Genomic DNA, 23,211 nt, shown 5'->3' with positions numbered 1-23,211 from the left:
GACGGCCCGGCGAACCGGAACCCCGTCGACTCCCACTATCCGACCGGAGGGCGACGTCCACCAAGGCCACTCACTGCCCGTGCTGGACGCCGGGTTCCGCGGCGACGTCGTCGATCGGTGCGGAGCGGGTCCTCGTGCCCAACGGGAGGACGGGGCGGCCGAGGCTGCTCTGCAGCAGCAGCGCGGTGGCCGTGTAGTAGGCGCAGAGCGCGGAGACGACCAGCAGGACCGCGCCGATCGGCACCAGGGCGGGCAGCGAGGCGACGAAGCCGATCGCCAGCAGCGTGGATCCGGCCGCGAGCGTGGTCAGGAAACCGGTCAGGGCTGCGTTGTGCGCGGTGGCGGCTGCCGCTCCCGCCCACGTGATGGCGGCGAGGGCGATGAACCAGTAGCCGAAGGCCACCTGGGCGACGGGCGAGGCAGCGGGCGCGGGCAGGCCTGCGAGGACCAGGGCCATGTAGATGCCGTAGCCGATCCAGAACGAGCCCCACACGCCGTGCATGGCGGTGGCCAACCCGTCGCGGGCGCGGAAGGACCACGTCGTGGCCAGGAACTGCGCGAATCCACCCACCACCATCGCGAACGGGAAGAGCACCAGGGGAGAGCCGCCGGTGCCGAACCAGCCGGCGAGGTTGGCCGCGACCATGAACGCGGCGGCGGCGAAGCCGTACAGCCCGAGTATCGATGGCGGCGCCACGGGGGACAGCGAGATCTGGGTGTGCTCCTGCTCGCGAGCGCCCGCGACGTCGTTCGGTTCGGCCGTTCCCGCCGTGTCCTTAGTGGATTCCTGCGACATCACGAGCCTCCAACCGGTCGAGCACGCGCTGCCCATGGCGAGTTGCGCAGCCCCGGGAGGTCGCTGGTGGACAGCATCGCTGCGCGCATCAAGCCAATCCAGCGTCTCCCCGGGGTTCTCCGCGGGTCGAGGAGGCGAAAGTCCTCGAAACGGCTTCAGCGCACGACAGCCACGGGGCACGGTGCGTAGTGCACGGCGGTGTGGCTGACCGAGCCGAACAGGGTGGACCGGATGGCCCCGCGGCCGCGCGTGCCGACGACGAGCAGGTCAGCGTCGACGGCGGCGGAGAGCAGCGCTTCAGCCGGCCGTTCCGACGTCGTCACCTGTTCCTTCACCTGGACGTCCGGGTAGTGCTCCCGCCAGCCCGCCAGCGTTTCGGACAGCTCCCGGCGGCAGGCGTCGACCACGCCGGGCTCGAGCTCACCTCCCAGGTCGGGGGAGGTGCAGGCGAGGACGGCGGTCAGCTCGGCGCCGTGGCGGTCGGCGAAGTCGTAGGCGAATCCGGTTGCCCGCGCGCTGAACTCGGACCCGTCCACGCCGACGACGATCCGTTCGAACACCGGTGCTTCCGACTGTCCGCTGGTGCGTTCGTCGCGCAGCACCACCACGGGCTGAGAGGCGGTGCGCACGACCTCGGCAGCGGTCGAACCGAGCAGCACGCGACGGGTGCGGCTCAACTCGGGCGGGCCGAGCACGATGACGCTGGCGTGGGCGGCGACATCGCGGAGCACGGTGGCCAGGACCCCGATGCGCACCACGGTCCGCACGCCCAGCTCGGGGAACCGGCTCCGGCACTCGGCGGCCATGTCCTCCAAAGCCTGCTCCGCCGCGTTGTGCTGCGGCCCGACGACCTCGCTGGGCAGGCGGATCCGGGTGAACTGCTCCAGCGGGACGGCGATCGCGTGCACCAGCAGCAACGACTGCTTCCTGGTGACCGCTTCGAGCGCCGCCCACCTCGCGGCCCGCTGCGATCCAGCGGAACCGTCGAACCCGGCGACGACCTCGGCCGAACGCGAACCACGCATGTCCGCCACCCCCTGCGCCCCAGGATGTCGGCTCGCCGCCGGGCTCGCAGGCCCAGCGCTGCCGGCCGATCCGACGGAGATCGGCCAGCAACGCGGCTCAGGCGAAGGCCGCGAGGACTCCGGCGGCCAGGGCCGAGCGCTCGACCATCCCGCTGACGGTGGCGTGCTCGTCGCGGGCGTGGGCTCCGGCGCCCACGGCTCCGAGGCCGTCCAGGACCGGGATTCCCGCGTCGAGGACGAGGTTTCCGTCGCTGGCGCCGCCGACCGCGGTTTCGCGCAGGTCGGTGCCCATCTGCCGGGCGCACTGCCGGGCCAGCTCGAACAGCTGCCCGACCTCGGGGGTGCGTTCGAAGGCAGGCCGGTTCCAGCCGCCTTCGACGAGGACGCTGGTCCGCGGATCCACCGGCTTGATCGCCGCCATGGCCGCGGTGATGCGTTCGCGCTCAGCGGCGGAGGCGACCCGCACGTCGATCACGGCTACCGCCCGGCCAGCGGTCACGTTGCCGCGGGTTCCGCCGTGCACCACACCGACGTTGACGCTGGTTCCGGCGTCGAGATCCCGCAGGCCCTCCAGGTGCACGATCTGCCTGGCCATCTCGTGAACCGCACTGGCTCCAGCGGTCGGGTCGAGACCGGCGTGCGCTTCCTCGCCGTGCACGGTCACCTCGAAGATCCCCACGCCCTTGCGGGAGGTCTTGACCGCTCCTCCGGCGCTCGCCTCGAAGACGAACGCCGCCCGGTTGGTGCGGGCCTCGGCGATGATCGCCTCCCTGGAGCGGACGCTGCCGGTCTCCTCGTCCCCGTTCAGCAGAACTGTGCACGCAGGTCGCGGCAGCCCCAGGGCGTCGAGTGCGCGGAGCGCCCAAACCGCTTGCACCAGACCGGCTTTCATGTCGAAAACGCCAGGCCCGGTGATCCGGTCGCCGTCGCGGTGGAACGGGATCTCGGCGAGCGTGCCGAGGGGCCACACCGTGTCGTAGTGGCACAGCAGCAGTACCGGGGCGGCGCCGGGTTCCGTGCCCGGGTACCGGCGGATCAGGACGTCGCCGGCCTCATCACGCCGGATCCGCTCTTCGCCCTCGCAGCTGCCGAGCGATTCGTCGAGCCATCCGCGCAGCCAGTCCAGGCAGGCGTCCAGCGCCGCCGGATCGTCGCTGGGGCTCTCGTGCTCGGTGTAGGCGGCCAGGTCGGCGACCATCGCGTCGCGGTGCTGGTCCAGCCAGCCGGCGACCGCGCGGGCCTGGTCCTCGGTGAGCGCCGGTGTCGCGGGCAGCGGGCGGTTTCGCGCGGCGGCGAGCCGGTCGAGGGCGTCCAGCCGGGCCTCCGACATTCCGTCCGGGTCGATCTCCAGCTCGCGCAAACCGGCGGTCACCGCCCGGAGCACCGGTGTCCGAAGGCCTTTCGCCGCGGCTTCGACGAAGAGATCTTCGTACTCGGCGGTGACCTCCGTCGGTCGTCGACGCACGGCGATGTCCCGCCAGATCCCGCTGCGGTCCTTGGACTGGGTGCGCAGCCACGCGGTCAGGGCGTCGAAGGCGGCCTCGCTCGTGGCGGCGTCCGCGTCCGGGCCGAACGCCTTGACGTCGAAGGCATCGAACGACTCGACCCGGATCCCGAGCGCTTCGGCGACACCGCACACCTCCCGGCTCAGCGCCAGCATCGCCGTCCGGTGCCGGTCGATCAGATCGGCCATCGCGTCGTCGGCGAGCGCGGTGGCGGCGAGCATCGCGCCGAACGCGCCCTTGGCCCACAAGTAGCCCTCGATGTTGACGTCGGCCGTGGCCGGTCGCCATTCCTGCAGGTCGGCGACCAGATCGCGAACCCGCTCGGAGATCGGTGCGCCGCCGGGCTCGCCGATGACGAACGCACCGGGTCCGCCGTCTCGGATCACTCCGGGTTCGACGACGTCGGCGAAGATGTTGACGAACGCGGCGATGGTGCGTTCCCAACCGACGTGCTCGGCGATGATGCCCTCGTTGAAACCGTTCTGGACCGACACCACGTATCCGTCGTCGGCCAGTCGAGGCGCGATCCAGCGCATGGCTTCCTCGGTGGCTTGCGTCTTGACCGCCAGCAGCACCCGGCGCAGGGAACCGGCGTGCTCCGCGGGTGTGGCCGCGTCGACCGCGACGCTGGTGCGGGTGCCCTGCTGGTCCAGCGTCAAGCCGTTCGCCCGCAGCGCGGCGACGTGGTCGGCGTCGGTGTCGATGATGGTGACCGGGTGCCCGGCCTGAGCCAGGCTGTAGGCGAGGGTGCCGCCGATGGCACCGCCTCCCACTACGGTGTAAGCGTCGGTCATCGGCGGTTTCCCTCCTGGTGGGCGGAATCGGTGCTGGTGGCGGGTGGCCAGATCCTGGGCAGGTCGAGCACGCCGGTGCTGGAGCCGCCGTCGATCCGCAGCACCTCGCCGGTCACCCAAGCGGCTTCCGGGCTGGAGATCCACCGCACGGCGCGGGCGATGTCCTCCGGGGTGCCCGGCCGGCCCAGCGGATTGGCGTTGACCAGAGCTGCGTACTCGGGTGCGACGGGGTTGCAGGTGCTGTCGACGGCGACGAAGCCGGGGCTGACCGCGTTGACCCGGATGCCGTGCGCTCCGAACTCCAAAGCGGCTGCGCGGGTTGCCATTTCCAGCGCCGCCTTGGAACTCGCGTACGGGCCGCCGCCTGGGCGGGAGCGCAGAGCCGCGCCGGAGGAGATGTTGACGACCGACGCGCCTCGCCCGGCGGCGACGGCGCGGCGGGCGAGTTCGGCGGTCGCCAGCACCGGGGCGCGGGTGTTGAGGGAGAAGATCCGGTCCCACTCCGCAGCGCGGAGCTCGATCATGTCCACCGACGGATAGATGCCCGCCGCGTTGACCAGCACGTCGACCGGGCCGGACGCATCCCAGCAGCGGCCCACCGCTTCCTCCGGGCCCAGCGGATCCGCCAGGTCCAGCACCGCGTGCTGAGCGCCGAGTTCGTCCGCGACGGTCGCGAGCCGGTCGGCGTCGACGTCGACGAGGCTCAACGCGTTGGCGTCGGCGGCGAGTTCGTGCGCGATCGCCCGGCCGATTCCGCTCGCCGCACCGGTGATCAAGACGTGCACCATCAGGAGAACTCCTTGTCCTTGGTCTCCGGCATCCGCAGGTAGACGACCAGCGAGATCAGGGCCGCGCCGGAGACGTACAGCCACAGCAGTCCGCCGTGGTCCGAACTGGTCAGCCAGGTGATCACGTAGGGCGCGGTGCCGCCGAAGAGCGCGACGGCGAGCGCGTACGGCAGGGCGATGCCGGTGGCCCGGACCTCCGGCGGGAACTGCTCGGCCATGATCACCGCGCAGTTGGCCGAGTAGCCGAGGATCAGCAGCATGCCGGTCAGCTGAACCAGGAACAGACTGAGGAAGCTCCCGTTCAGCAGTTGCAGCATCGGCCAGGCCAGCACCACGAACCCGCCCGCGAAGGCCGCCATGGTGGGGCGGCGGCCGAACCGGTCGGACAGCTTGCCGACGAACGGCAAGAGCACCATGAAGATGATCGTGCACAGGGTCTGCGAGAGCAGCGCCTCGTCCAGCGGGAGCCCGTAGGTGGCGTTGGTGTGGATCGGCAGGTAGTCCACCCAGGTGTAGTAGGTCAGGGTGCCGGCGATGGTGATGCCGACGACCCGCAGCGCCGCCCGCGGATGTTCCACGAACATCGCCTTGAGCGGATTGCTCCTCGCCCGCCCCTCGTTGCGGAGCTGGGTGAAGGAATCGGTGTCCTCGACGGAAACGCGCAGCCAGAGACCGACCAGACCGAGGACACCGCCGATGATGAACGCTGCCCGCCAGCCCCAGGAGTGCAGCGCCTCATCGCTGAGGCTCGAGGCGAGCACGACTCCGATCAGCGACGGGATGAGCACTCCCGCGCCGACCGAAACCTGTTGCCAGGAACCGGCGAACGCCCGACGACCAGGACCGGCCGACTCCACCAGGAACGCCGAGGAGGAACCGAACTCACCGCCCGCGGCGAAACCCTGGACGAGGCGGGCCACCGCGAGCACGAGCGGCGCGGCGATCCCGATCATCTCGTAGCCGGGGGTCAGCGCGATGACGAATCCGGCGCCCGCCATCAGCCCGATGGTGAGGGTCAGGCCCTTCTTGCGGCCGTGCCGGTCGGCGTAGGCGCCGAGGATCGCGGCGCCCACCGGTCGCATGACGAATCCGACAGCGAAGACCAGGAGCGTCGCCAGCAGTGCGGCGGAACCCTCGGAGCGCGGGAAGAAGACGTCCGAGATGACCTTCGCGAAGGTGGCGTAGAGCGTCCAGTCCACCCACTCGACGGTGTTGCCGATGACGCCGGCGGTGATCGCCGTGCGCTGCTTCGGGGTGAACTTCTGCGTTGGGGTGCTGGGTGATTCGGTTCTGGGCGGGCGGGTGTTCATCGCGGCACCGCTGCTTTCGTGGTGGAGGAGGTGGGGGACGGGTCAGGCCGCGCTGGCCAGGCAGTGCTCAGCGATCTGCTGATGCGTGGCGAACCAGACGTCGTCGTGGCCGGCGATGTGGGCGAGCAGCTCGTCCAGCACGGCCAGCCGCGAGCGGTGGCCGATGATGTGCGGGTGGAAGGTGATCTGGAACAGACCGCCTTCGGTGCGGGCGGCGTCGAACTCGTCCCGCCAGATCGACAGCACCTCGCGCGGGGAGATGTAGGGCCGCAGCGAGGCGAAGCGCTCCATCATGAAGTAGGGCGCGTCGTCGCGGATCCACTCCACGGGGATCTCCACCACCCCGGTGGGCTCCCCGTTCTCCAGCAGCTCGTGCGGTTCGTCGTCGGCCATGAGCGAGGAGTCGTAGAGCAGCCCCATCTCGCGGGTGATGGCCAAGGTGTGCTCGGAGAAGTCCCAGGAGGGGGTGCGGATCCCGACCGGGCGCACGCCCGTCACCCGCTCCAGCGCGTCCGCGCTGCGCAGTTGCAGCTCGCGCTCGTCGTCGGCGGGCAGGAGCGCGTTGCGCTCGTGGATCCAGCCGTGGATCCCCACTTCGTGGCCCGCTGCGACGTAGGTCTGCGCTTCTTCCGGTCGGAGCAGCGCGCACACCGCGGGCATGAAGAAGCTGGCCGGAACGTCGTACTTCGCCAGCAGCGCGAGGATCTTCGGCACCGCCACGCGCGCTCCGTACTCGCCCTGGGCCATCTGGGCCGGACTCGTCAGGCCGTCGCGCAGCGCCGGTGTTTCGTGGTCGGAGTCGAACGACACGGCCACCGCGCACTTGGCGCCGCCGGGCCAGCTGTCGGGTCGGAGGGAGCGTCCGGCGCGGACGCGCCCGATGTGCCGGCGCCAGGTCTCCTCGTCCCACTGCCAGGGCTGCAACTCGGGTTGCGTCATCCCATTCGTCCTTCGTCGAGAGCGGGGTTGGTGGGTTCGGCGTCCGGGATCGCCGGCCGCGCGGACCGCGGCACTTGCGCGGTCGTGCTGTGGTGCCTCATCGTGGCCATCGACGCTGATCGCGCACGAAAATCGACGGAAATCGCCGCAGGAAGGCTGTGCATGGAAGATTTCGCCGGGGCGGCTTCCGTCGAAGGTCTGGACGAGACCGATCTCGCCATCGCCAACGCCCTGCAGGTCGCTCCCCGCGCCTCCTGGACGTTGGTGGGCGAGGTCCTCGGACTCAGCGCTGCCACGGTGGCCCGGCGCTGGGGGCGGCTCGTCGAGCGGGGGCAGGCGTGGGTCACCGCCACCGGCAGTCCTGAGCTGTGGCGCTCGGTGTGCAACGCCTTCCTCGACGTCCACTGCGAACCGGGGGAGCGGGAGCGGGTGGCGCTCGCGCTGGCCCGGGATCCGCGGACGAAGTCGGTGATGGAGGTGGCCAGCGGCCGCGACCTGCAGGTCAACGCCGTCGCCCGCGATCTCCCGGCGTTGTCGCGCTTCATCCTGGACGAGGTCAGCCGGCTGCCCGGCGTGGTCAAGGTGGACACCCAGGTCAGCACCCGCATCTACCTGGCCGGGAACGCCTGGCGGTTGGATGCGCTGTCCCGCGGTCAGTGCGAGCGGCTCCAGCCCGCTGCAGAAGGTGCGGCTGCGTTGCCGGGGCGCCTGTCCGCGGCCGACCACGCGCTGCTGCTCGCGCTGGCGGCGGACGGCCGGGCGCCGGTCACCGAACTCGCCGAGCGCACCGGCGCCAGCCACACGGCGACCCGCCGCAGGCTGTCCCGGCTGGCGAACTCGGGTGCGGTCGCCTTCCGCTGCGAGATCTCCCAGCACCTGACGGGCTGGCCGGTGAGCACGCTGCTGTGGGCGCGGGTGCCGCACGACGACCGGAGGCGCATCTGCGACCAGCTGGCCCGGATGCCCGAGGTCCGCCAGCTGGTCGCCATCAGCGGGAGCACGAACTTGCTGGTGTCGACCTGGTTGCACTCCACCGACAGCTCCCTGGACCTGGAGGAGCGGATCGTCGACGCGCACCCCGAGTTCGAGATCGCCGACCACGTCATCGTGCTGCGCACGGTGAAGCGCCAGGGCTGGATCCTGGACGAACTGGGCCGCAAGCGCGAGTGCGTCCCCATCGACCCGTGGTGCGACGAAGGCGCCGGGTCCGATTGCCTGACCGGGATCACGGCGAGGCTTTCTTGAACGGTCGGTCCAATATCTGTAGTGTTGCCGGTCGTGGGAAGGGTGAAGGAGTTCGATCCCGACGCGGCGCTGCGGTCGGCGATGGATCTGTTCTGGCGCCAGGGGTACGAGGCGACGTCGATGCAGGACCTGGTCGACCAGCTGGGCCTGGGGCGCGGCAGCATCTACGGGGCGTTCGGCGGCAAGCGCGATCTGTACCTGGCGGCGGTCGAGCGCTACGTGGACGACGCGCGCGCCGGGTTGCTCGACCAGCTCGCCGCACCGGGCTCCTCGCTCGACGCAGTGCGGGCGATGGTCCGCTGGTACGTGCAGACCTCGCTGGCCGATGACCAGTACAAAGGGTGTCTGACGACCAACACCGCGGTGGAGCTGCCCGGTGACGAGGCCGCCGGCCGTCTCGTGGCTTCGGCGTTGGAGACCATGGAGACCGTCCTGTCGGCCGCGTTGGTGCGGGCCAGGAACGAGGGTGAGCTGCCCGCTGATCGCGACCCGGTGGCACTGGCGCGCTTCCTGGTCACCTTGCTGCAGGGCGTGCGCGTGGTCGGCAAGACCTCGCTGCGCCGGCGGCTGCTCGACGACGCGGTCGAACAGGCCCTCGCGCTGCTCGACTGAGCCGATCCCCGTCGTTCTCGGCGGCTTTCGCATGCCTATTTTCTTGACCGAGCATTCCAATAAAGGAGATCTGATCGTGGTTTCCACGCCTGTTGCGCCCACCGACGCCGAACTGGCCGCGTCGCTGGACGGCGAGTTCACCAGCGCGCACGCCGAGGTGAACGGGACGCGGCTGCACTACGTCAGCGGAGGCGCGGGCGACCCGCTCGTCCTGCTCGGCGGGTGGCCGCAGACCTGGTGGCAGTTCCGCAAGATCATGCCCGAGCTCGCCCGCCGCTTCCGCGTGATCGCGGTCGACATGCGGGGGATGGGCGGGTCGGCCAAACCGGAGACCGGCTACGACAAGAAGACCATGGCGGCCGACATCCGCGCGCTGATCGGACATCTCGGCCACGAGTCGGCCTTCGTCGCGGGGCACGACATCGGTGCGTCGGTCGGCTACCACCTGACCGCGGGATTTCCGCGCGCCGTGCGCCGGTTGGTCACCATGGACCTGGGCGTGCCGGTCGAATCGTGGCTGGCCATCCCGATGCTCCCGGCCAGCGACGAGCAGGTCGCCGCGCTCACCGAGGGCCGCGGCGGGTACCCGTGGTGGTTCGCGTTCAACCAGCTCCAGGAACTGCCGGAACGACTGCTCGACGGACGGTTCCGGTTGCTCGTCGACTGGCTCTACGGGCACATGCTCGTCGATCAGGCCTCGGTCGACGAGCAGGCCCGACGCGTCTACGCCCACGCCTACGAATCGCCAGAGGCCATCCGGGCGGGCAACCGCTGGTACCAGACGATGCGCCAGGACGTCGCGGACCTGGACGCGTACCCGCCGGTGACCACTCCGATCCTGACCTTGGCCGCGGAGGACAACTACGCGCTGCTGCGGGAGCAGATGGCCGACAGGGGCACCGACGTGCACGTCGTCGCAGTTCCCGGCAGCGGGCACTACATCCCCGAGGAGCAGCCGGAGTTCGTGGTCGACCAGCTGACGACGTTCTTCGCCCAGAGCTAGGGAACCCGGCGGGCAGCTCAGGTCGGACCGGCGGCCCAGGCGATGGCGGCGTCGAGGGCGTCGTAGCCGAAGCTGGTCACCTCCGCTTGCACGAAGTGGTTCACCAGGTGCGGGGCGAGCCCGGCGAGCTTGCTGTCCGCGACCAGCGCCACGCGCTTGACGCTGCGGTGGTGGTCGCGGACGAAGCGGATGTGCCGGATCAGGCCGGTGATGTTCTCCCAGCCGGGGAACTCCCGGACGTGGACCACCAGCCCGGGCAGGTCGCGGTGCTGCTCCAGCCAGGAGTCGGCCGTGTGCGCCAGGGCTTCGAAGTCGGGTGCGCGGAGCGGTTCTTCGACCTCCACCACGAGCACGCCGGACTCGGGGATGATGTGGTGCGACACGCCCGGTCCTTCTGGCAGCGACGTCAACCACTCGACGGCCGCGTCCCGGTCGTCGTTGCTGAAGATCCGCACCGGGCAGGGCAGCAGGAAGCTCGCCAGGCGGGTCGATTCGGCGATCCACCGGATGTCGGTGACGACCGCGCAGCCCTCGATCAGCCGGATGAACCCCCACCCGACCTTCGCGTCCTCCCACGCCGCGCCGGCGGTGAAGCCCTGGAACTCCGGGCCGACCTGGTACAGCAGCCGAATGCGCCGGTCGTCCCGGCGCGCGGCGTCGAAGAGCGGTTCGAGGACCGTTTCGTAGTCCGCCTTCGACAGCTTGCCCACGGCCTTGACCGCATCGATCTCCGCGGGCACGTCGGCGATCTTCTCGAGCATCTCGACACCCCCTCGCCACCCGAGTATTCGTCACGGCGCGGCCAGGTGCAGGAGGGATCAGCGCGAGCTGACCCGGCTCAGTCCGAGCAGAACTCGTTGCCCCCCCGCAATACCTCGGTCGTGACATCTTTGTGCCGGTGGCAGGTGATCGGGCGAGATGCGCTGTCCCCTGGTTCGGCCTAGCCGCGGAACCGGTCGGTGGCCCCGACGATCGCCGCGCCCAGAGCCCCTGTGGCGTGGTGCCCGGCATCCACCAGCATCAGCTCGCTGCCAGGCCAAGCAGCGGCCAGTTGCCACGGGGTGCCGATCAGATTGCCCAGGTCGAGGTTGCCCTGGACAAGCGCTCCGGGAATGCCGGCCAGCTGCCCTGCCTCCGCCAGCACAACGCCCTCCTCCAGCCAGGAGCCGTGTCGCCAGAAGTGCGTGACGATCCGGGCGAAGCCGAGGGCGAAAGTCGGGTCCTGGAACCGTGGGCTCGGGCTCGGCGAGGTCGGCACGATGGCGTCCTCCCATGCGCACCAGTCGCGGGCCGCCTTGGCGTGCACGACCGGATCGGGGTGCATCAGCAGCCGGTGATAGGCGTCGGCCAGATCCCCGTCGCGGTCCTCCTCGGGCACCCCGGCCCGGAACCGCGCCCATGCCTCCGGGAAGACCTCACCCAATCCGCGCGTAAGCAGATCGGTTTCTGCCTGCCGCCCGGTGGCCAGTCCGCATAGCACCATCTCCGATATCCGGTCCGGATGCCGCTCGGCGTAGAGCAGACCGAGCACCGAGCCCCAAGAGCCGCCGAACACCAGCCAGCGGTCAATGCCCAAGTGTTCGCGCAGTCGTTCCATGTCGGCGAGCAGGTGGTCAGTTGTGTTCGCGGAAAGATCGGCCCCGGGCTCACTGGCATGCGGTGTGCTACGGCCGCACATTCGCTGGTCGAACAGCACGATCCGGTAGGCAGACGGGTCGAAGAACCGGCGCATGCCAGCCGAGCAGCCGGAACCCGGACCACCGTGCACGACCACTGCCGGCTTGCCGCGCGGGTTGCCGCAGACCTCCCAGTACACCCGATGCTTATCGCCCACATCGAGCATCCCGGACTCGTCAGGCTCGATCTCCGGATACACCCGCCACCCCCGTCCGGAACTGCATACGCTCAGTCGCAATCGCGTCGCTCAGCATAAGCGGAGAGGACTTTCGCACCAGGCTCAGAACAGGTTCAGTCCAGGCAGAACTCGTTGCCCTCGACGTCCTGCATCACGATGCAGGACTCCTCTTCGTCGTCGGCGGGCAGGAGGCGGACGCGGGTCGCGCCGAGCGCGACCAGGCGTGCGCACTCCGCCTCGAGCTTGGCGAGGCGCTCTTCGCCCACGAGCCCGGTGCCGATCCGCACGTCGAGGTGTACCCGGTTCTTGGCGACCTTGTCCTCGGGAACGCGCTGGAAGAACAGCCGCGGGCCCACACCGGTGGGGTCGCTGCAGGCGAACGCCGAATCCCGCTGCTCGGCGGGCAGCGAGCCGTTGTAGTCGTCCCAGGAGGCGAAACCCTCCGGCGGCGGGGGTGCCGCGTACCCCAGAACCTCGCACCAGAAACGAGCAACGCGCTCGGGTTCTGCGCAGTCGAAGGTGACCTGGAACTGTTTGACCGACGTCATCGCTCCAGCCTAGTGGCGCGTGCTGTTCCGGTCCTCCACGGGGTGCGCTGACTGCGAACGCAGTTTCGGTCCGGTGCAGGGGGTTTTCGCGGTGGGACATGGGGTATCCCGCTCGGGACATGCTGACTTACCTGGGGGATGTGATCGGGATGGGGAAGTGCGCTGTGGCGGCTGTCGGTGGTGCGGTCGTGATGGCGGTGCTGGCCGCGCCCGGCGTTGCGGCGCAGGCTGTTCCGCCATCGGCGGGGCAGGTGCAGTCGTCGGGCGCCGTGGCCGCCGCGATGTCCGATCAGGACAGTTCTTTCCTGACGAAGGCCGAGCAGGTGAACCTGGCGGAGATCACCATCGGTGAGCTCGCGCTGAAGAAGGCGACCACGCCGCAGGTGCGATCGCTGGCGCAGGAGACGCTCGCCGATCACCAGGACGCCAAGGCCAAGATGGAGGAGCTGGCGAGCCGGAAGGGCGTGACCTTGCCGACGTCGCCGAGCGCGGAGCAGCAGAGCACGGGCCACGAGCTGGAGAAGGCGTCGGGCGCTGCTTTCGACACCGCCTACCTGAAGGCGCAGGTCTCCGGGCACGAGGAGGCGGCCGCGTTCACCCGCTCCGAGATCGGCTCCGGTGGGGACGCCGACGTGCAGGCCTTCGCGAAGGACTTCCTCCCGGCGGTCCTCAAACACCTGAACCACGCGCAGGAAGCGTCGAAGGCCGTTGAAGCCACGCCGAAGGGTGCGAACACCGGGACCGGCGGCTTGGCCGAGCGGATCCAGTCCAGCACCACCGGCTTGGCGCTGATGGCCGGCGGGCTGGCGATCGCCGCGGGCGCTGGGGTGGTGTTGCTGCGCCGGCGGTTCGGGTGAGCCGGTGGCGTCGTTGGACACCTGGAGTACTGCTCGTACTCGGACTCGTGACTGCGGCAGCAGGGCTGGGGTACTCGTTGTCCGGGCCCTCGCTGCCGCACTCGGGAACGGTGCCGCCCGCGCATTCGCCGTCCGATCCCGTTGAGAAGCGGGAAGTGCTGGAGCCGGTACCGGATGGCGAGGTGCCGCAGCGGATCAGGATGCCGTCGGTGGGAGTCGACGCGCCGGTGCAGCCGGTGCTGCTGGGGCCAGACCAGCAGTTGGACGTGCCCGAGTCACCGGCCGTCGTCGGATGGTGGAGTGCCGGTGCCGCACCGGGATCCCGGGTGGGCACAGTGGTGCTCGCCGGGCACGTCGACACCCGCAGCGCCGGCCCAGGTGCGTTCTTCGAGGTGGCTGACCTCAATCCGGGCGAGATCGTCGAGGTCATCTCCGCCAGCCGCACCACCCGGTACCGGGTCGAGGCGCTGCGCAGCTACCCGAAGGACTTCTTGCCGATGGACGTGTTCGAACGCACCGGCCGCCCCCGCCTGGTCCTGATCACCTGCGGCGGACGCTTCGACGACGGCATCCGCCAGTACGAGGACAACGTCGTCGCGTACGCCGTCCCGGCATAGCGGGACCGGCGGTCAGCCGTCGTGGGCCGACCGCCCGCCGGCGGCGACCTCCATGATGTACCGGCCGTACGGCGACTTCGACAGCTTCTCGCCGAGGCGGTAGCAGGCGTTCTCGTCGATGAAGCCCATGCGCATCGCGATCTCCTCGATGCAGGCGATCCGCACGCCCTGGCGGTGCTCCAGGATGCGCACGTACTGGCCGGCTTCGGCCAGCGACTCGTGAGTTCCGGTGTCCAGCCAGGCGAATCCGCGTCCGAGGTCGACCAGCCGGGCCTTCCCCCTGGCCAGGTAGTGCCGGTTGACGTCGGTGATCTCGAGCTCCCCACGCGGTGACGGGTGCAGGTTCTTGGCGATGTCGACCACGTCGTTGTCGTAGAAGTACAGGCCGGTGACGGCCTTGTTGGAGCGCGGGCGGCTGGGCTTCTCCTCGATCGAGATCAGCCGGCCCGTCTCGTCCACCTCGCCGACGCCGTAGCGCTCGGGGTCGTGCACCGGGTACCCGAACAGCACGCAGCCGTCGACCTCGGCCGCCGTGCTCGCCAGCAGGGTCGAGAAGCCCTGGCCGTGGAAGATGTTGTCGCCCAGGATGAGCGCCACCGGATCGGCACCGATGTGCTCGGCGCCGAGCAGGAACGCGTCGGCCAGGCCGCGCGGTTCGGTCTGCTCCGCGTAGTCGATGCTCAACCCCAGTTCGCCGCCATCGCCGAGCAGGCGGCGGAACCCGTCCAGGTCGTTCGGCGTGGAGATCAGCAGGACCTCCCGGATGCCCGCCAGCATCAGCACCGACAGCGGGTAGTAGATCATCGGTTTGTCGTAGACCGGCAGCAGCTGCTTCGAGACGCCCAGCGTGACCGGGTGCAGCCGCGTGCCGTGACCACCCGCGAGGATGATCCCCTTCATCCCTGCCACCTCCGAGGTATCGGCAAGACCACGGCCAGCGTGCTGCGTCGGCGTCCACACCGGCTCGAACGGCGCTACAGGCGCGATCGCGGCGCCGTTCCAGGTCGTCTCAAGTGGAGTTCGACGCCGGGCCCGCAGCGTTGGCTGGAAGCTCGAAACGACACCAGTCTCGGAGGAGAGCATGACCGGATCACCCGTCCCACCCGAGCTCTACGCCGAAGTGCTGCACTTCTACGCCCGGCAGATGCAGGCGCTCGACGGTGGTGACTTCGAGTCGTACGCGGCGACGTTCACCGCCGACGGCACGTTCAAGCACTCGCCGAAGCTGCCGGCCGCGCAGACCCGTCAGGGCATCACCGAGGCCCTGCACGAGTTCCACAAGAAGTTCGACGGCGATCCGGTGCAGCGCCGGCACTACTTCAACCACGTCGTGCTCGAGCAGCAGGAGGACGGGTCGCTGAGCTCGACCGCGTACGCGCTGGTCCTCACCACCAGGCCCGGCGGCCGGCCGGACGTGGGGCCCAGCTGCGTGGTCAACGACGTCATCGTCCGGGACCGGGGGGCGCTGCGCCTGAAGTCCCGCGCGGTCGACCACGACCAGGAGTTCGCTGCGGTCGCGGTGTGAGCACGACGATTCGGCTCCGGGGTGTGCGTGCGCCCCGGAGCCGAATCGTCGGTGGGTTCAGTCGACGGGGACGACCGCCAGCAGCGGCTCGTCGTACTCCACCGGGTCGCCGTTGGCCTTCAGCACTGCGACGACCTCGCCGTGCACCTCGGACTTCACCGGGATCATCAGCTTCATCGCCTCCACGATCGCCACCTGCTGCCCGGGGCGGATCACGTCGCCCTCGCTGACGAACGGTTCGGCGCCCGGTTCCGGCGCGCGGTAGAACACCCCGACCGACGGGGCGCGGACGTGCAGGGACCGGTCGTCGGCGGGCTCGTCGGTGGAGCGGACCGGCGCGGCCGGTGGGGGAGCGGCCGCGACCGGCGCAGTCCACTCCGTTTCCACCGCCACGTCGCCGAACCGGACGCGCAGCGCCGTCGGGCTGTTCGGCAGTCCGGTCAGCATCCGGGTGACGTGCTGCTCGATCGTCGTGAGGACGGCGCCGAGCTCGTGCTCGGGCGCGGTTTTCTCCGCCATGGCAACACCTCCGTCGTCGTTCGGCTGCAGGGCGGACCGGTCAGTAGTTGCCAAGGCCGCCGCACACGTTGAGCGCTTGCGCGGTCACCGCGGCTGCGCCGTCGCTGACGAGGTACTCCACCATCGCGGCGACCTCCTCGGGTTCGACGTAGCGGCCCAGCGGAACCCGGGTGGTGACGCGCTCGTGCGCCTCCTGCTCGGTGACGCTCCAGATCTTCGAGTAGTGCGCCCGAACCCGTTCCGCCATCGGGGTTTCCACGAATCCGGGGCAGACGGCGTTGACCGTGATCCCGGTCTTGGCCAGCTCGAGCCCGAGCGACTTGGTGAAGCCGACCACGCCGTGCTTGGACGCCGAGTAGGGCGAACCCCAGATGACGCCCTGCTTCCCGCCGGTGGAGGCGATGTTGATGATCCGGCCGCGTTCCTGCGCCAGCATCCCGCCCGCGGTGAGCACCTGCTTGGTCATCAGGAAGACGCTGTTCAGGTTGGTGTTGATCACGTCGAACCAGACCTCGTCGTCGACCTCGACGGTGACGCCGCCACCGGAGCGCCCGGCGTTGTTGATCAGCACGTCGATCGGGCCGAACCGGTCGACCGCGGCGCCGACCAGTTCCGGGATCTGCGCGGGCACGCTGACGTCGCAGGTGCTGCCGTCGACCTCGAGGCCTTCCTCGGTGAGCGTCTTGATCGTCGTGGTCAGCTCCTCGGCGCGCCGAGCGCAGATGTAGACCCGCGCGCCGAGCCGGCCGAGCCTGCGGGTGATCGCCAGGCCGATCCCGCTGGTGGCCCCGGTGACGAGGGCGACGGGCTTGGTGTTGGCGGGCATGAGTCCTCCATTGCTCGTCTGCGGTGCACTGTCGACGCAGCGTGGCGCGGCGTCGTCGAGACCGTCTCGAGCGCGCGTGGAGAGCCGCCGGAATCCCGGTTTCCCCCGTCCTGCCAAGGGAAATCCGGTGCCCGCGCCGGAGGTGCAATCCACCTTCGAGTCCGGTTCGAGGCCCCGGCTGCACTGTTCGAGACCGAACCGGTACGGACTGGGAGGTGTCGGGTGGCACGGCGTGTGGTGATCACCGGTGTCGGGGTGCGCGCCCCCGGCGGGCTCGGTGCGAAGAACTTCTGGGACCTGCTGACGTCGGGGCGGACGGCCACCCGGCGGATCAGCTTCTTCGATCCGTCCCCCTACCGCTCCCAGATCGCGGCCGAGTGCGACTTCGACGCGGAGCACGAAGGGCTGTCGCCGCGCGAGATCCGCCGCATGGACCGCGCCGCCCAGTTCGCCGTGGTGTGCGCCCGGGACGCGGTCGCCGACAGCGGGCTGGAGTTCGAGCGGGTCGCGCCGGAGCGGATCGGGGTGAGCCTGGGCAGCGCGGTAGCCGCGGCGACCAGCCTGGAGCAGGAGTACCTGGTGCTCTCCGACGCGGGCCGGGAGTGGCGGGTCGACCCGGCCTACCTGTCGGCGCACATGTTCGACTACCTCTCGCCCGGCGTGATGCCCGCCGAGGTGGCGTGGACGGTCGGTGCCGAAGGGCCGGTCGCGATGGTCTCGGACGGCTGCACGTCCGGGCTGGACTCGCTCAGCCACGCCTGCGACCTCATCGCCGAAGGCACCACCGACGTGATGGTGGCCGGTGCGGCCGACACCCCGATCACGCCGATCGTGGTGTCCTGCTTCGACGCGATCAAGGCGACCACCCCGCGCAACGACGACCCGGAGCACGCCTCGCGGCCGTTCGACAACTCCCGCAACGGATTCGTGCTCGCCGAAGGCGCGGCGCTGTTCGTGCTGGAGGAGCTGGAGCACGCCCGGGCCCGCGGGGCGCACGTCTACGCCGAGATCTCCGGGTACGCGACGCGGCTCAACGCCTACCACATGACGGGCCTGAAGGCCGACGGCCGCGAGATGGCCGAAGCGATCCGGGTGGCGGTGGACCGGGCGCGGATCGATCCGAGCGCCATCGACTACATCAACGCGCACGGCTCCGGCACGAAGCAGAACGACCGCCACGAGACCGCAGCGTTCAAGCGCAGCCTGGGCGAGCACGCCTACCGGACCCCGGTCAGCTCGATCAAGTCGATGGTCGGGCACTCCCTCGGCGCGATCGGATCGATCGAGGTCGCGGCGTGCGCGCTGGCCATCGAGCACGGCGTCGTGCCGCCGACGGCGAACCTGCGCGAAGCCGACCCCGAGTGCGACCTGGACTACGTGCCGCTGGTCGCCCGCGAGCAGCAGGTGGACACCGTGCTCAGCGTCGGCAGCGGGTTCGGTGGTTTCCAGAGCGCGATGGTGCTGCGCCGATTGGGAGGGACGAACTCATGAGCACGTGGGTGACCGGCATGGGAGTGGTCGCGCCGAACGGACTCGGCGTCGACGACTACTGGGCGGCGACGGTGAAGGGGCGCCACGGGATCAGCAGGCTCAGCCGGTTCGACCCGACCGGCTACCCGGCGCAGCTGGCGGGCCAGGTGCTGGACTTCGAGGCCGCCGACCACCTGCCGAAGCGGCTGCTGCCGCAGACCGACGTCTCGACCCGGTTCGCGATCGCGGCGGCGGACTGGGCGCTGGCGGACGCGGGCGTGGACCCCGCGGAGCTGGCCGAGTACGGCACCGGCGTGATCACCTCGAACGCCACCGGTGGTTTCGAGTTCACCCACCGGGAGTTCCAGAAGCTGTGGGCGCAGGGCCCCGAGTTCGTCAGCGTCTACGAGTCGTTCGCCTGGTTCTACGCGGTGAACACCGGCCAGATCTCGATCCGGCACGGGCTGCGCGGGCCGGGGTCGGTGCTGGTCGCGGAGCAGGCCGGCGGCCTGGACGCGGTCGGGCACGCGCGGCGCGCGGTTCGCGGTGGAACGCCGATGGTGGTCACCGGCGGCGTCGACTCGTCCTTCGACCCGTGGGGCTGGGTCTCGCACCTGGCCAGCGGCCGGATCAGCACGGCCACCGATCCGCAGCGGGCGTACCTGCCGTTCGACGTGGCGGCCAACGGCTACGTGCCGGGCGAGGGCGGGGCGATCCTCCTCCTCGAGGACGCGGGATCGGCCCGTTCGCGCGGTGCCACCGGCTACGGCGAGGTCCTCGGCTACGCCGCGACCTTCGATCCCGCGCCGAGATCCGAGCGGCCGCCCGCGCTGCGGCGGGCGATCGAGCTGGCGCTGGCCGACGCCGGTCTGCGGCCGGACCAGGTCGACGTCGTGTTCGCCGACGCCTCGGGCGTCGCCGAGCTGGACGCGATCGAGGCCGAGGCGATCCGCGGTGCGTTCGGCCCGAACGCGGTCCCGGTGACCGCGCCGAAGACGCTGACCGGGCGCCTCTACTCCGGTGGCGGCCCGCTCGACCTGGTGGCCGCGCTGCTGACCATCCGCGACGGCGTGATCCCGCCGATGGTGCACACCGCCGAACCGGTGCCCGACCACCAGCTCGACCTGGTCACCGCAGCCCCCAGGTACCAGCAGGTCGAGACGGCGCTGGTGCTAGCGCGAGGCAAGTGGGGCTTCAACTCGGCCATCGTCGTCCGAAGCATCGATTCCTGAACCAGGACAACAGGATTGGGGAGTTCACCATGGGCAAGATGACCATCGACGACCTGCGCCGCATCCTCGTGGAGTGCGCGGGCGAGGACGAGGCCACCGAGCTCGGCGCCGACGCCATCGACACCGACTTCGACGACCTCGGCTACGACTCGCTGGCGCTGATGGAGACCGCGGCGCGCATCCGGCAGGAGCTGGGCGTGGTCATCCCGGACGACCAGGTCGTCGAACTGCGCACGCCCCGCCAGGTGCTGGACGCGGTGAACGGCGCCGCCGTCGAGACCGCCTGAACCGCTCACCGAACCAGGAGGTCGTGATGCCAGCACTGCACCGGACCGAGCACCGGCTCGTCGTCTCGGCACCCGCGGATCAGCTGTACGCCCTGGTCGCGGACGTGACCCGGTGGCCGGCGGTGTTCGAGCCGAACCTGCACGTGCACCACCTCGAGCGCGGCGACCGCCACGAGCGGTTCCGGTTGTGGGCGCTGCTCAACGGCACCGTCAAGAGCTGGACCTCGCGCCGGGAGCTCGACCCGGTGCGGCGGACGGTGTCCTTCGAACAGGAGGTCAGCCAGCCCCCGGTGGCCTCGATGGGCGGGGAGTGGCGGCTCGACGCGCTGCCCGACGGGCGCACCGAAGTCGTGCTGCTGCACCACTTCAGCGCGGTCGGCGACGACCCGGACACCGTCGACTGGATCAACCGGGCGGTGGACGGCAACAGCGAGAAGGAGCTCGCCGCGCTGCGCACCGTGGCCGAACGCGCCGACGACATCGACGACGTGGTCTTCTCGTTCGAGGACTCGGTCCGCTCCACCGGAAGTGCCGACGACTGCTACGAGTTCGTCGACCGCGCCGACCTGTGGGCGCAGCGCCTGCCGCACGTGCAGGCGGTGTCGCTGCGGGAGGACGAACCGGGCGTCCAGGAGCTGTCGATGGAGACCGTCACCGAAGGCGGCGCGACCCACACCACCCGCTCCTACCGGATCTGCGCGAGCGGGGCGTGGATCGCCTACAAGCAGGTCGTGCTGCCCGCGCTGCTGTCCGGCCACAGTGGACTCTGGACGTTCCGGGAGGACGCCGGCACCACGACGGTCACCGCGCGGCACACCGTGTCGATCAGGACGGAGGCAGTCGAGGAAGTCCTGGGTGCGGGCAGCACGCTGGCCGATGCCCGGCGGTTCGTCCGCTCGGCGCTGGGGAACAACAGCCTCACGACGCTCAAGCACGCGAGCGAGTTCGCCGCCGGGAAGGGCGATCGGTGAACGCCGCGCCCGAACCGAAGCTGGTCGAGATCGCCGACGGCGTCTACGCCCACACCCAGCCCAACGGCGGCTGGTGCCTGAACAACTCGGGCCTGATCGCGGGGCGCGACGGGGTCGTGGTCGTGGACACCGCCGCCACCGAGCGCCGGGCGCTGCTCCTGCGGGATGCCGTGGACGGGCTCGGGGCCGGTGAGCACCGCACGATCGTCAACACCCACCACCACGGCGACCACGTGTTCGGCAACTTCGCCTTCGGCCCGGCGGCGACCATCATCGCGCACGAGCGGGCACGGGTGGAGATCGCCGAGACCGGCCTCGGGCTGACTCAGCTGTGGCCGGACGTGGAGTGGGGCGACATCCGGCTCGTGCTGCCCACCGTGACCTTCCAGGACCGGATGACCCTGCACGTCGACGACCGCGTGGTCGAGCTGCACCACGTCGGCCCGGCGCACACGACCAACGACGTGGTGGCCTGGCTGCCCGCGGACCGCGTGCTGTTCGCCGGGGACGTCCTGCTGAACGGCTGCACGCCGTTCAACCTGATGGGCTCGATCGCCGGCAGCCTGCAGGCGATCGACCGGCTGCGCGGGCTCGGCGCGGAGGTCGTCGTCGGCGGGCACGGCGAGGTGTGCGGGCCCGAGGTCATCGACCGGACCGAGGCCTACCTGCGCTGGGTCCAGCAGGTCGCGGCGACCGGTCACGCCGAGGGCCTGCCCCCGCTGGAGCTGGCCCGGCGGACCGGGTTGGGCGACTACGCCGACCTGCTCGATCCCGAACGGCTCGTCGGCAACCTGCACCGCGCCTACGCCGAGCTCGACGGGGGAGAGCTCGGAAGACCGCTGGACGTGGTGCGCATCTTCGGCGAGATGATCGAGTTCAACGACGGCCAGCTGCCCACCTGCCTGGCGTGACGCGGCGCGCGGAGGAGATCTGAGCATGACCCAGACCATCGGGCAGGCCGAGTGGGTGCTGTGCGAGCGCTGCACGACACCGGTCTACGGCAAGCGCTGGGACGCGAACCTGCGGGTGTGCGTCGAGTGCGGGCAGCACGGGAGGCTGACCGCGTGGCAGCGGCTGCGCCAGCTCGCCGATCCGGAGGAGCTGGAACCGCTGGAGCTGCCGGTCGTCGGCGCGGATCCGCTGGAGTTCGTCGACAGCCGGCCGTACCCGGCCCGGCTGGCCGACGCGCGCCGCCGGACCGGGCTGGACGAAGCGGTGGTGTGCGCGCGGATCCACGTGCACGGCGCTCCCGCGATCGCCGCGGTGATGGACTTCGGCTTCCTCGGCGGGAGCCTCGGCAGCGACGTCGGCGAGATGATCACGCGCGCGGCCGAGCAGGCGCTCGCCGAGCGGGTCCCGCTGCTGCTGGTCACCGCCTCCGGCGGCGCGCGCATGCAGGAGGGCGCGTTGTCGCTGATGCAGATGGCCAGGACGAGCGCGGCGCTGGCGCGCTTGGACCGGGCCGGGGTCCTGACCATCAGCCTGGTCACCGACCCGACCTTCGGCGGGGTCGCCGCCTCGTTCGCGACCTCGACCGACGTGGTGATCGCCGAACCGGCGGCCCGGCTGGGCTTCGCCGGGCGGCGGGTCGTCGAGCAGACCATCCGCCAGCAGCTGCCGCCCGACTTCCAGACCGTCGAACTGCTCGCCGAGAAGGGGTTCGTGGACCTCGTGGTCGCCCGCGGGAGGCTGCGCCACGAGCTGGGCAGGCTCCTCCGCGTGGCCGAATCCGCGAGCAGCACCGGGGAATCGGTACGCGCGGAAATCCTGCGCGATCCGGATCAGCTGCCCGAAACCGATGCGTGGCAGCAGGTCCGCGACGCCCGCGACCTGGACCGGCCGACGGCGCTGGACTACTTCGCGCTCGCCTTCGAGGACTTCCAGGAACTGCGCGGAGACCGGGTCGGCGGGGACTGCCCGGCGGTGGTCGCCGGCACCGCCTGGCTCGGCGGGCGGCCGGTGGTGGTGATCGGCCAGCAGAAGGGCCACACCCCGGCGGAGCTGACCGAGCGCAACTTCGGCATGCCGAGCCCGGCCGGGTACCGCAAGGCGGCGCGGATGATGCGCCTGGCGGACAAGCTCGGCCTGCCCGTCGTCACGCTCGTCGACACCCCGGGCGCGTACCCGGGTGCCGAGGCCGAGGAGCGGGGACAGGCGTTCGCCGTCGCCGAGAACCTCAAGCTGATGGCCGGTTTGCGGGTGCCGGTGGTCTCCGCGGTGATCGGTGAGGGCGGCAGTGGTGGTGCGCTGGGCATCGCGGTGGCCAACCGGGTCCTGATGTTCTCCAGCGCGACGTACTCGGTCATCAGCCCGGAAGGCTGCGCGGCGATCCTCTGGAAGGACCCGGCGGCCGCGCCGAAGGCCGCCGCCGCGCTCGGCATCACGGCGCGCGATCTGCTGCGCCTCGGGGTCGTAGACGGCGTGATCCCCGAACCGGACGGCGGAACCGGCGCCGATCCGGCGCTGGCCGCGCGGCGGCTGCGCGAC

General features: G+C 70.7%; 24 protein-coding genes. 12 read left to right on the top strand and 12 right to left on the bottom strand.

Annotation, left to right across the window (positions count from 1 at the left end; genetic code table 11):
- Nucleotides 1-70: 70 nt before the first annotated feature.
- The 6 genes from ABTZ89_RS05290 to ABTZ89_RS05265 form a co-directional block, all read right to left on the bottom strand.
- Complete coding sequence (locus ABTZ89_RS05290) at nucleotides 71-796, bottom strand: acetate uptake transporter family protein (RefSeq protein WP_351040471.1); 726 nt, start codon at nucleotides 794-796, stop codon at nucleotides 71-73.
- A 155-nt stretch (nucleotides 797-951) separates the two neighbouring features.
- Entirely contained in the window at nucleotides 952-1,821 is an 870-nt protein-coding gene (locus tag ABTZ89_RS05285; protein WP_351040469.1) for a universal stress protein, read from the bottom strand.
- 97 nt (nucleotides 1,822-1,918) lie between these two features.
- On the bottom strand, nucleotides 1,919-4,120 hold the full coding sequence (locus ABTZ89_RS05280; protein ID WP_351040468.1) for a 2-dehydropantoate 2-reductase: 2,202 nt from the start codon (nucleotides 4,118-4,120) through the stop codon (nucleotides 1,919-1,921).
- Nucleotides 4,117-4,908 (bottom strand): SDR family NAD(P)-dependent oxidoreductase, encoded by a 792-nt coding sequence (locus tag ABTZ89_RS05275; protein WP_270947262.1) that lies wholly within the window; start codon nucleotides 4,906-4,908, stop codon nucleotides 4,117-4,119. The genes ABTZ89_RS05280 and ABTZ89_RS05275 overlap by 4 nt, the downstream gene beginning before the upstream one ends.
- Nucleotides 4,908-6,218 carry an MFS transporter gene (locus ABTZ89_RS05270; protein ID WP_351040465.1) on the bottom strand — a complete coding sequence of 437 codons (1,311 nt, stop codon included), beginning with the start codon at nucleotides 6,216-6,218 and terminating at the stop codon, nucleotides 4,908-4,910. Before ABTZ89_RS05270 ends, ABTZ89_RS05275 begins: the two co-directional genes overlap by 1 nt.
- A gap of 42 nt (nucleotides 6,219-6,260) precedes the next feature.
- On the bottom strand, nucleotides 6,261-7,157 hold the full coding sequence (locus ABTZ89_RS05265) for a polysaccharide deacetylase family protein (RefSeq protein ID WP_351040462.1): 897 nt from the start codon (nucleotides 7,155-7,157) through the stop codon (nucleotides 6,261-6,263).
- 162 nt (nucleotides 7,158-7,319) lie between these two features.
- Here ABTZ89_RS05265 and ABTZ89_RS05260 point away from each other — a divergent pair, with 162 nt between their 5' ends.
- From ABTZ89_RS05260 to ABTZ89_RS05250, 3 genes are all read left to right on the top strand, one after another.
- Nucleotides 7,320-8,402, top strand: a complete 1,083-nt coding sequence (locus ABTZ89_RS05260) for an Lrp/AsnC family transcriptional regulator (protein ID WP_351040459.1) — start codon at nucleotides 7,320-7,322, stop codon at nucleotides 8,400-8,402.
- 33 nt (nucleotides 8,403-8,435) lie between these two features.
- Nucleotides 8,436-9,014 (top strand): TetR/AcrR family transcriptional regulator, encoded by a 579-nt coding sequence (locus tag ABTZ89_RS05255; RefSeq protein ID WP_270947266.1) that lies wholly within the window; start codon nucleotides 8,436-8,438, stop codon nucleotides 9,012-9,014.
- Between the two features lie 76 nt (nucleotides 9,015-9,090).
- Complete coding sequence (locus ABTZ89_RS05250; RefSeq protein WP_351040456.1) at nucleotides 9,091-10,017, top strand: alpha/beta fold hydrolase; 927 nt, start codon at nucleotides 9,091-9,093, stop codon at nucleotides 10,015-10,017.
- Nucleotides 10,018-10,034: 17 nt separating this feature from the next.
- Here ABTZ89_RS05250 and ABTZ89_RS05245 read toward each other — a convergent pair whose 3' ends face one another.
- The 3 genes from ABTZ89_RS05245 to ABTZ89_RS05235 all read right to left on the bottom strand — a co-directional run bounded on the left by ABTZ89_RS05245 (nucleotide 10,035) and on the right by ABTZ89_RS05235 (nucleotide 12,420).
- Complete coding sequence (locus ABTZ89_RS05245) at nucleotides 10,035-10,778, bottom strand: SpoIIAA family protein (protein WP_351040453.1); 744 nt, start codon at nucleotides 10,776-10,778, stop codon at nucleotides 10,035-10,037.
- A 179-nt stretch (nucleotides 10,779-10,957) separates the two neighbouring features.
- A complete protein-coding gene (pip, locus tag ABTZ89_RS05240; RefSeq protein ID WP_351040450.1) occupies nucleotides 10,958-11,893 on the bottom strand; it encodes a prolyl aminopeptidase in 936 nt (311 codons plus the stop codon).
- A 92-nt stretch (nucleotides 11,894-11,985) separates the two neighbouring features.
- The gene (locus ABTZ89_RS05235) at nucleotides 11,986-12,420 is read right to left on the bottom strand and encodes a VOC family protein (RefSeq protein ID WP_351040448.1); all 435 of its coding nucleotides are present in this window, start codon (nucleotides 12,418-12,420) and stop codon (nucleotides 11,986-11,988) included.
- A gap of 119 nt (nucleotides 12,421-12,539) precedes the next feature.
- Between ABTZ89_RS05235 and ABTZ89_RS05230 the strand changes: the two genes are divergently transcribed.
- Both ABTZ89_RS05230 and ABTZ89_RS05225 read left to right on the top strand, forming a co-directional pair.
- Nucleotides 12,540-13,277 (top strand): DUF4142 domain-containing protein, encoded by a 738-nt coding sequence (locus ABTZ89_RS05230; protein ID WP_351040445.1) that lies wholly within the window; start codon nucleotides 12,540-12,542, stop codon nucleotides 13,275-13,277.
- A 47-nt stretch (nucleotides 13,278-13,324) separates the two neighbouring features.
- Nucleotides 13,325-13,894, top strand: a complete 570-nt coding sequence (locus ABTZ89_RS05225; protein ID WP_351040442.1) for a class F sortase — start codon at nucleotides 13,325-13,327, stop codon at nucleotides 13,892-13,894.
- 12 nt (nucleotides 13,895-13,906) lie between these two features.
- Here ABTZ89_RS05225 and rfbA read toward each other — a convergent pair whose 3' ends face one another.
- Nucleotides 13,907-14,794 carry a glucose-1-phosphate thymidylyltransferase RfbA gene (gene rfbA / locus ABTZ89_RS05220; protein ID WP_351040439.1) on the bottom strand — a complete coding sequence of 296 codons (888 nt, stop codon included), beginning with the start codon at nucleotides 14,792-14,794 and terminating at the stop codon, nucleotides 13,907-13,909.
- A 181-nt stretch (nucleotides 14,795-14,975) separates the two neighbouring features.
- Between rfbA and ABTZ89_RS05215 the strand changes: the two genes are divergently transcribed.
- Nucleotides 14,976-15,419: a nuclear transport factor 2 family protein gene (locus tag ABTZ89_RS05215; protein WP_270947273.1), complete on the top strand. Its 444-nt coding sequence runs from the start codon at nucleotides 14,976-14,978 to the stop codon at nucleotides 15,417-15,419.
- A 57-nt stretch (nucleotides 15,420-15,476) separates the two neighbouring features.
- Here the strand turns inward: ABTZ89_RS05215 and ABTZ89_RS05210 are convergent, their stop codons facing one another.
- Nucleotides 15,477-15,938, bottom strand: a complete 462-nt coding sequence (locus ABTZ89_RS05210) for an acetyl-CoA carboxylase biotin carboxyl carrier protein (RefSeq protein WP_351040436.1) — start codon at nucleotides 15,936-15,938, stop codon at nucleotides 15,477-15,479.
- Between the two features lie 40 nt (nucleotides 15,939-15,978).
- Nucleotides 15,979-16,764 carry an SDR family NAD(P)-dependent oxidoreductase gene (locus ABTZ89_RS05205; protein ID WP_270947275.1) on the bottom strand — a complete coding sequence of 262 codons (786 nt, stop codon included), beginning with the start codon at nucleotides 16,762-16,764 and terminating at the stop codon, nucleotides 15,979-15,981.
- Between the two features lie 222 nt (nucleotides 16,765-16,986).
- Here ABTZ89_RS05205 and ABTZ89_RS05200 point away from each other — a divergent pair, with 222 nt between their 5' ends.
- The 6 genes from ABTZ89_RS05200 to accA all read left to right on the top strand — a co-directional run.
- Nucleotides 16,987-18,255: a beta-ketoacyl-[acyl-carrier-protein] synthase family protein gene (locus ABTZ89_RS05200; RefSeq protein WP_351040433.1), complete on the top strand. Its 1,269-nt coding sequence runs from the start codon at nucleotides 16,987-16,989 to the stop codon at nucleotides 18,253-18,255.
- On the top strand, nucleotides 18,252-19,466 hold the full coding sequence (locus ABTZ89_RS05195; RefSeq protein ID WP_351040430.1) for a ketosynthase chain-length factor: 1,215 nt from the start codon (nucleotides 18,252-18,254) through the stop codon (nucleotides 19,464-19,466). Before ABTZ89_RS05200 ends, ABTZ89_RS05195 begins: the two co-directional genes overlap by 4 nt.
- Before the next feature lie 29 nt (nucleotides 19,467-19,495).
- Nucleotides 19,496-19,753, top strand: coding sequence for an acyl carrier protein (locus ABTZ89_RS05190; RefSeq protein WP_270947278.1), 258 nt, complete (start codon nucleotides 19,496-19,498; stop codon nucleotides 19,751-19,753).
- A gap of 26 nt (nucleotides 19,754-19,779) precedes the next feature.
- Nucleotides 19,780-20,724 (top strand): aromatase/cyclase, encoded by a 945-nt coding sequence (locus ABTZ89_RS05185; RefSeq protein WP_351040426.1) that lies wholly within the window; start codon nucleotides 19,780-19,782, stop codon nucleotides 20,722-20,724.
- The gene (locus tag ABTZ89_RS05180) at nucleotides 20,721-21,635 is read left to right on the top strand and encodes an MBL fold metallo-hydrolase (protein WP_351040424.1); all 915 of its coding nucleotides are present in this window, start codon (nucleotides 20,721-20,723) and stop codon (nucleotides 21,633-21,635) included. The genes ABTZ89_RS05185 and ABTZ89_RS05180 overlap by 4 nt, the downstream gene beginning before the upstream one ends.
- 25 nt (nucleotides 21,636-21,660) lie before the next feature.
- A partial coding sequence (gene accA / locus ABTZ89_RS05175) for an acetyl-CoA carboxylase carboxyl transferase subunit alpha (protein ID WP_351040422.1) occupies nucleotides 21,661-23,211 on the top strand: 1,551 nt, incomplete at its 3' end.

It is taken from the genome of Saccharopolyspora sp. NPDC002686 (assembly GCF_040295745.1).
Taxonomy (GTDB): domain Bacteria; phylum Actinomycetota; class Actinomycetes; order Mycobacteriales; family Pseudonocardiaceae; genus Saccharopolyspora; species Saccharopolyspora oryzae.
Note: the sequence above shows the minus strand (reverse complement) of the source record. Positions and strands in the feature narration are given on the sequence as shown.